6 protein-coding genes are annotated in these 6440 nt (G+C 70.6%); 5 read left to right on the top strand and 1 reads right to left on the bottom strand.

All coding sequences use genetic code 11. The features are described from left to right. Position 1 precedes the first annotated feature (1 nt). The 5 genes from ACTHK2_RS12795 to ACTHK2_RS12815 all read left to right on the top strand — a co-directional run bounded on the left by ACTHK2_RS12795 (position 2) and on the right by ACTHK2_RS12815 (position 5325). Positions 2 to 706: an ABC transporter ATP-binding protein gene (locus tag ACTHK2_RS12795; protein WP_440246107.1), complete on the top strand. Its 705-nt coding sequence runs from the start codon at positions 2 to 4 to the stop codon at positions 704 to 706. Beyond that, complete coding sequence (gene chrA, locus ACTHK2_RS12800) at positions 703 to 1872, top strand: chromate efflux transporter (protein WP_440246108.1); 1170 nt, start codon at positions 703 to 705, stop codon at positions 1870 to 1872. Before ACTHK2_RS12795 ends, chrA begins: the two co-directional genes overlap by 4 nt. 53 nt (positions 1873 to 1925) lie before the next feature. Then, positions 1926 to 2834 (top strand): HlyD family secretion protein, encoded by a 909-nt coding sequence (locus ACTHK2_RS12805; protein WP_440246109.1) that lies wholly within the window; start codon positions 1926 to 1928, stop codon positions 2832 to 2834. Between the two features lie 294 nt (positions 2835 to 3128). Beyond that, positions 3129 to 3827, top strand: a complete 699-nt coding sequence (locus ACTHK2_RS12810) for an MtnX-like HAD-IB family phosphatase (protein WP_440246110.1) — start codon at positions 3129 to 3131, stop codon at positions 3825 to 3827. Between the two features lie 130 nt (positions 3828 to 3957). Beyond that, entirely contained in the window at positions 3958 to 5325 is a 1368-nt protein-coding gene (locus tag ACTHK2_RS12815) for an aspartate aminotransferase family protein (protein WP_440246111.1), read from the top strand. Positions 5326 to 5713: 388 nt separating this feature from the next. Here ACTHK2_RS12815 and ACTHK2_RS12820 read toward each other — a convergent pair. Next, positions 5714 to 6440, bottom strand: a 727-nt coding sequence (locus ACTHK2_RS12820; RefSeq protein WP_440246112.1) for a hypothetical protein, incomplete at its 5' end; no start/stop codon positions are given.

Consider the following 6440-nt stretch of genomic DNA (forward strand, 5'->3'; position numbering starts at 1 on the left):
CATGAACGCCGCCCTGGTCGCCGATGCGTTGTCGAAGTCGTTCACCACCGGCGCGGTGCGTACCGACGTGCTGCGCGACCTGTCGATCGAGATCATGGCCGGCGAGCTCACGCTCGTCTCGGGTCCGTCCGGCTGCGGCAAGAGCACGTTGCTGGCGATCCTCAGCGGCTTGCTGCGCCCGGACGGTGGCCGAGCGTTCGCGCTTGGCCAGGACCTCGCGCGTCTTGCGCCGGCGGAACTCGAGCGGTTCCGGCTGCGCCACACCGGTTTCGTGTTCCAGGGTTTCAACCTGTTCCCGGCGCTCAGCGCGCTCGAGCAGGTGATGCTGCCGCTCGGCTACCTCGGCATCGACGACGCCAGCGCACGACGGCGCGCGAGCGACGCGCTCGCCGAGGTCGGCCTCGGCAGCCGCATTCAGCTCAAGCCGGCGGAACTGTCCGGCGGCGAGAAGCAGCGCGTCGCGATCGCGCGCGCGCTCGCGAAGGAGCCGCAGCTGCTGTTCGCCGACGAGCCGACCAGCGCGCTCGACGCGGCCAACGGCCAGATCGTCATCGATACCCTGCATCGGATCGCGCGCACGCATGGGGCGACGGTGCTCTGCGTGAGCCACGATCCTCGCCTCGTCGGCCACGCCGACCGCGTGCTCGCGATGGAAGACGGACGCATCCTCGCCGACCGGCGCGTCGGCGCGCCGGCGCCGGCGTGAGCGCGGAGCGCGCAGGCGACGTGTTCGCGCAGGCGCTGCGCCTCGGCGCGACCTCGGTCGGCGGGCCGATCGCCCACCGCGGCGATTTCGAGCGCACCTACGTGCGCCGCCTGCGCTGGCTCGACGCGGACGAATACGCAAGCCTCGTCGCGACCTGCCAGGTGCTGCCCGGCCCGACCAGCAGCCAAGTCGGCTTCCTGATTGGCCTGCGCCGCGCCGGGTGGGCGGGCGCGTTCGCTGCCTGGCTCGGCTTCACGACGCCGTCGGCGCTGCTCATGCTCGCATTCGCGTGGACGCTGCCACGCCTTTCCGCGTCACCCGCGGTGCTGTTGCACGGCCTCGCCCTTGCGACCGTCGCGGTGGTCGCGCAGGCGGTGGCGAGCATGGCACGACGGCTTTGCACGGACGTTGCACGCGTGGCGATCGCCGGTGCCGGCGCGTTCGCCATGCTGCTTCACGGCAGCGCCGCGCTGCAGTTCGTCGTGCTCGCCGCGGGCGCCGTGCTCGGCATGCTCGCGTGCCGCGACGCGACCCTGCCTCGCGGCGCTGCGGCGGCGGTGACGACGTCGCGCGCGGCGCTGCTCGCGCCCGCGCTCGCCCTCGCCGGCGTCGTCGGGGCGTTCGCCGCCGCCGCATTCGCGCCGCACGGCGCGGCGGCGTTCCTCGGCGTGTTCTACCGCGCCGGCACGCTCGTGTTCGGCGGCGGCCACGTCGTGCTGCCGCTGTTGCGCGACGGACTCGTGCCTGCGTGGATCGGCGACGACGCATTCCTGTCGGCCTATGGCTTCGCGCAGGCGCTGCCGGGGCCGCTGTTCGCGATCGCCGCGTATCTCGGCGCGGTGGCGTCGCCGCCGGGCGGCATCGCCGCGATGGCGGCGTTGGCGCTGCTCGCGTTGTTCCTGCCCGGGATGCTGCTTGCGGTCGGTGCGCATCACCTGTTCGGCCGCGCGGCGTCGCGCGCGCGCGTGGCGCCCGCGCTGGCCGGCGTCAACGCGGCGGTGGTCGGCCTGCTCGCCGCGGCGTTGTACGATCCGGTCTTCACCGGCGCCGTGCACGGCACCGCGGATGCGATGATCGCGCTCGGCGCGCTCGTGCTGCTGGGGGCGCGGGTGCCGCCGCTCGCGGTCGTTGCCGGTTGCGTCGCGTGCGCGATGCTCGCGTCGTGAAACGCTCGTATATGCTCGGCGCACGCGCTCGCGCCGGTCGGAGGTGGGGTGGAATGACGAAGAGGATGCGTGCGTGCTGGATACCGCTGCTGTTCGTGCCGATGTTGCTGCTGGCCGCGTGTTCCGACGATGTGTTTGACCGCACGGCATCGGCGGCGCCCGCGAACGGCAGCTGGATCGCGATGGCGCGCGGCCAGGTCGATGTCGAGGGTGGCCTCATCCGCGTCGTGGCGTCGCGTGATGGAAGAGTGGAAGAAGTACGCGTCGAGGACGGCGACGTCGTGAAGCAGGGCGACGTACTCGCGCGGCTCGACCAGCGCCAGGCGCGCATCGCGCTCGGCGTCGCCGAGGCCGGCGTCGCGCAGGCGAACGCGCAGCTCGGCGTCCTGAAAGCGAAGCTCGCGCCCGCGGCGCAGGCGGCCGAGCGAACGGCTGCGGCAGCGACGGCCGGCGCGGCGAGCGGGCAGAGCGCCGACGATGCAGGGACCGCGCTCGCCGTGCTGAAGGCCGAGGTCGCGGTCGCCGAAGCGGCGTCGAAGGCCGCGCATGCACATCTCGAAGAAGCGCGCGCCGAACTCGACGCGCGCACGATCACCGCACCGTCGGCGGGGCGCATCGTGCGCCGCTCGGTGCACGTCGGCGACGCGGTGTCCACGCAGGCGACAAGCGAGCTGTTCCAGTTGCTGCCCGACCGCCCGCGCATCGTGCGCGCCGAACTCAACGAGGCCTACGTCGACCTGGTCACGCCCGGCATGCGCGCCGAGGTCGTGCGCGACACCGACCAGGGCACGCCGATCCCCGCCGAAGTGCTGCGCGTCGGCGAAGTGTTCGGACCGAGCCGCCTCACCGACGACCCGGTCGAACGCGCCGGCGCGCACGACGTCGAGTGCGTGCTGCGCCTGGACGGCGGCACGTTCCGCATTGGCCAGCGGGTGCTGGTGCGCTTCATCAGGCAGGGCTGACGGCGTGAAGCGAGGCCTGAGGGCCGAGAAGCGAGGGCCGAGGGTGCAGGGCTGAGGGCTGAACCGCCGGTTTGCACGGAGCCGTACTGGCTCCATCGGACCGCACTCCGCAACACGTGGACGATGTGCGGTATCGAACAAGCGGTACGATCACATCGAGCGATGCGGCCAACTCCGCGCAGCCGTCAGCCCTCAGCCCCAAGCCTCCGCCTTCGCGACCCGAAACCACCCCGAAAGGCACCCCCGCTACGCTGTAACCGTGGCGGTCCTCCGACGGGCCGCAGGAAGCAACCCGTGTCCCACTGGACCATCCTCTGCGATTTCGACGGCACGATCTCCGTCGAGGACATCACCGACTCCCTGCTCGAACGCTTCGGCCGCCCCGGTTGGCAGGCGCTGGAGCAGGCATGGAAGCGCGGCGAGATCGGTTCGCGCGATTGCATGGCACAGCAGGTCGGCCTGCTCGATGCGAGTGACGCCGAGCTCGACGCGCATCTCGACGGCATGATGATCGATCGCGCGTTCCCGGCTTTCGTCGCGGCGACGCGCGACGCGGGCGTGCCGCTGACGGTGCTCAGCGATGGCCTCGACTACGCGATCCGCCGCGTGCTCGGCCAGCACGGACTCGACGACCTGCCGATCGTCGCCAATCGCCTCGAGGCGGTCGGCGAGAGCGGCTGGCGCCTGGAGTTCCCGCACGGCCGGCCGAACTGCCGCAGCGGCAACTGCAAGTGCGCGAGCGCGGGTGATGCGCATGCCGATCGCAAGCGCGTGCTCCTGATCGGCGACGGCACTTCGGACTTCTGCGTCGCCGGCGAAGCCGATCTCGTGTTCGCCAAGCACCGGTTGATCGAACACTGCCGCTCGGCCGGCATCCCGTACGTGCCGATCACCGGCTTTGCCGACGCGCTCGAGTTGCTGCCGACCCTGCTCGCGGGCGAACTGGCGGCGCACGGCCAGGCGGCCCCGGCCCCGTCGCCGCAGGTCGCCTGACGCATCGATACCGTCGCGCCGCAGCGGCTCCTGCGCCACCGCCGCAGGAACGCTTCATCCGCGGCGCTTTTTCAAGACATCCCGCCGCCCCTCCTGCGGTGATCGGCCTTCCGGAGTCCCCTCCTTGAACATGGATACCTCGAAGCCTTCCTCCGTCGCACGTCTCGTCGACGGCCTCGACACCGCGCGCAGCGCCGACCTGTTCGATGCCGCCTGCAAGCTCATCCCGGGTGGCGTCAACAGCACCGCGCGCGCGACCTGGTCGGGCTGGAATCCGTACCCGCTGTTCGTCGAAAGCGGGCGGGGCTCGCGCCTGCGCGACGTCGACCGCAACGAGTACATCGACTACCTGCTCGGCCTTGGCCCAATGATCTTCGGCCACCGGCCGCCGCGCGTGACGCAGGCGGTGGTCGACTTCATCCAGCAACGTGGCACCGTGTTCGCGTTGCCGACCGCCGACGAAGCGCTGCTCGCGCAAAAGATCGTCGACGCGGTGCCGAGCGTCGAGCGCGTGCGCCTTTGCAATACCGGCACCGAAGCCGTGCTGTACGCGACGCGCCTTGCGCGCGCGTTCACCCGGCGCAACAAGATCATCCGCTTCGAAGGCATGTACCACGGCTTCTCCGACGGCGTGTACTGGAGCAAGCACCCGTCGATCGAGAAGGCCGGGCCCGACGACCGCCCGGTCGCGGTGCCGCAGGGACCGGGCATGCCCAAGGGCGTGGAAGACAACCTCATCATCCTGCCGTGGAACGACGCGCAGGCGCTCGCCGACGCGATCGCGCGTGAAGGCGATTCGATCGCGGCCGTGCTGACCGAGCCGGTGATGTGCAACACCGGCTGCATCCTGCCCAGGCCCGGCTACCTCGAAGCGATGCGCGAACTCACGTCGAAGCATGGCATCGTGCTCATCTTCGACGAAGTCATCACCGGCTTCCGGCTCGGCCTCGCCGGCGCGCAGGGGCGGCTCGGCATCCGGCCGGATCTGTCGGTGTTCGCGAAAGGCATCGGCGGCGGCTTCCCGGTCGCAGCGATGGGCGGACGCGCCGACATCATGGCGCTGGTCGCGAACGGCACGGTATCGATGGCCGGCACGTACAGCGCCAACGGCATCGCGATCGCCGCTGCGAATGCGGCACTCGACGAACTGAACACGCCGGGCCTGTACGCGCAGCTCGACGCGGTATCCGACGAACTGCGCCTCGGGCTCGGCAAGGTGATGAGCGATGCCGGATTGCCGGCCTACGTCGTCGGCGTGGGTCCGCTCATGCAGGTATGGTTCGCCCGGAAGGAGATCCACAACTATCGCGACGCCGAGCGCCACGCGGACCAGGAGATCTTCCGCCGCTGGTGGCAGGGCATGCTCGGCAAGGGCGTGCTGTTCCACCCGGGCGCGTACGAGAACCTGTTCGTCTCGACGGCGCATACGAGCGAGGACATCGCCGCGACGCTCGACGCGGCGAGGCAGGTTGCGATGGAGCTCGCGCGCGTGGTGTGAGTCGGCTCGCGTAGGGTGGCACACACGGCTGGATTCCGATGCATGTAGCCGCGTAAGGCTTCCTTCGCGTGGCGGAGCGTCGTCGCATGTTCCGCGCGCCTCGGCGGCGCGCGATTCCTCACGCGCCCCCTTCGGGCCTTATCGGCCGCGCCCGCCAGCGCCGGGGGACTCCGGTGCTGCACGAGAGAGCAGAAAGAGCAGAGGCGCAAGCTTCCGCGTCGTCCTCCCGGCCGGGGCCCAGTGTCTTCGTGCCGCGCAGAGCAGGATTCCGGTTTCGCCGGAACGACGGCGTTGCCTTGCTGCGATGAGGACAAGAACGAAAAAAGCCGCGGCCATCGGCCGCGGCTTTTGTACGTCCAGTCCCCCCGCGGTAACGGGGGCGCGGTGGTCAGGGCGCCTCGAACCCGTACGTGAAGATCGAATCGGAGCACGTCACCGCGACCTGCGTGACATTGGCCGCAGCGATCGTGCCGGTGCCGTTGGCGATCGTGCACGTCATCGCCGGTGCGCTCGGCTGCACGCTGACGGTCACCGTGTAGGTGGCGGCGTCGGCGAGACCGGTCGGGAACGAGAACGGTCCATTGGCTGCGACGAGCAGCGTCTGCGCACCCGCGTTGAGCGAGAGCGTGACGCTGTTGCCGAGCAGCCCGCCGACCGTGCCACCGACGGTGTACGTGTTCACCGTGCAGGTCACCGCGACATTGGTGACATTCGCACCCGATACCGTGCCGCTGCCGTTCGCGACCGAACAGGTCTGGCCGCTCGGCTGCGAGCCGATCGCGACGGTATACGCCGCACCGTTGGCGAGGCCGCTTGGAAATGCGAATGCGCCATTAGCGGCGACCGGCAATGTCTGCGCACCCGCGTTGAGCGAAAGCACGAGTCCGGAACCGGACAAGCCCGCTACCGTGCCTCCGACCGTGTACGTGTTCACCGTGCAGGTCACCGCGACATTGGTGACGTTCGCACCCGACACCGTGCCGCTGCCGTTGGCGACCGAGCAGGTCTGGCCGCTCGGCTGCGTGCCGACCGTGACCGCGTACGCCGCGCCGTTGGCGATGCCACTCGGGAACGTGAATGCGCCATTGGCCGAGATCGGCAACGTCTGCGCACCC

The sequence above is a fragment of the Dokdonella sp. genome (assembly GCF_051958935.1).
Lineage (GTDB): Bacteria > Pseudomonadota > Gammaproteobacteria > Xanthomonadales > Rhodanobacteraceae > Dokdonella_A.

Excerpts from the sequence above, each read along its gene's own strand:
- ACTHK2_RS12805 (WP_440246109.1), top strand. The coding sequence starts at position 1,926 with ATGACGAAGAGGATGCGTGCGTGCTGGATACCGCTGCTGTTCGTGCCG.
- ACTHK2_RS12795 (WP_440246107.1), top strand. The coding sequence starts at position 2 with ATGAACGCCGCCCTGGTCGCCGATGCGTTGTCGAAGTCGTTCACCACC.
- ACTHK2_RS12815 (WP_440246111.1), top strand. The coding sequence starts at position 3,958 with ATGGATACCTCGAAGCCTTCCTCCGTCGCACGTCTCGTCGACGGCCTC.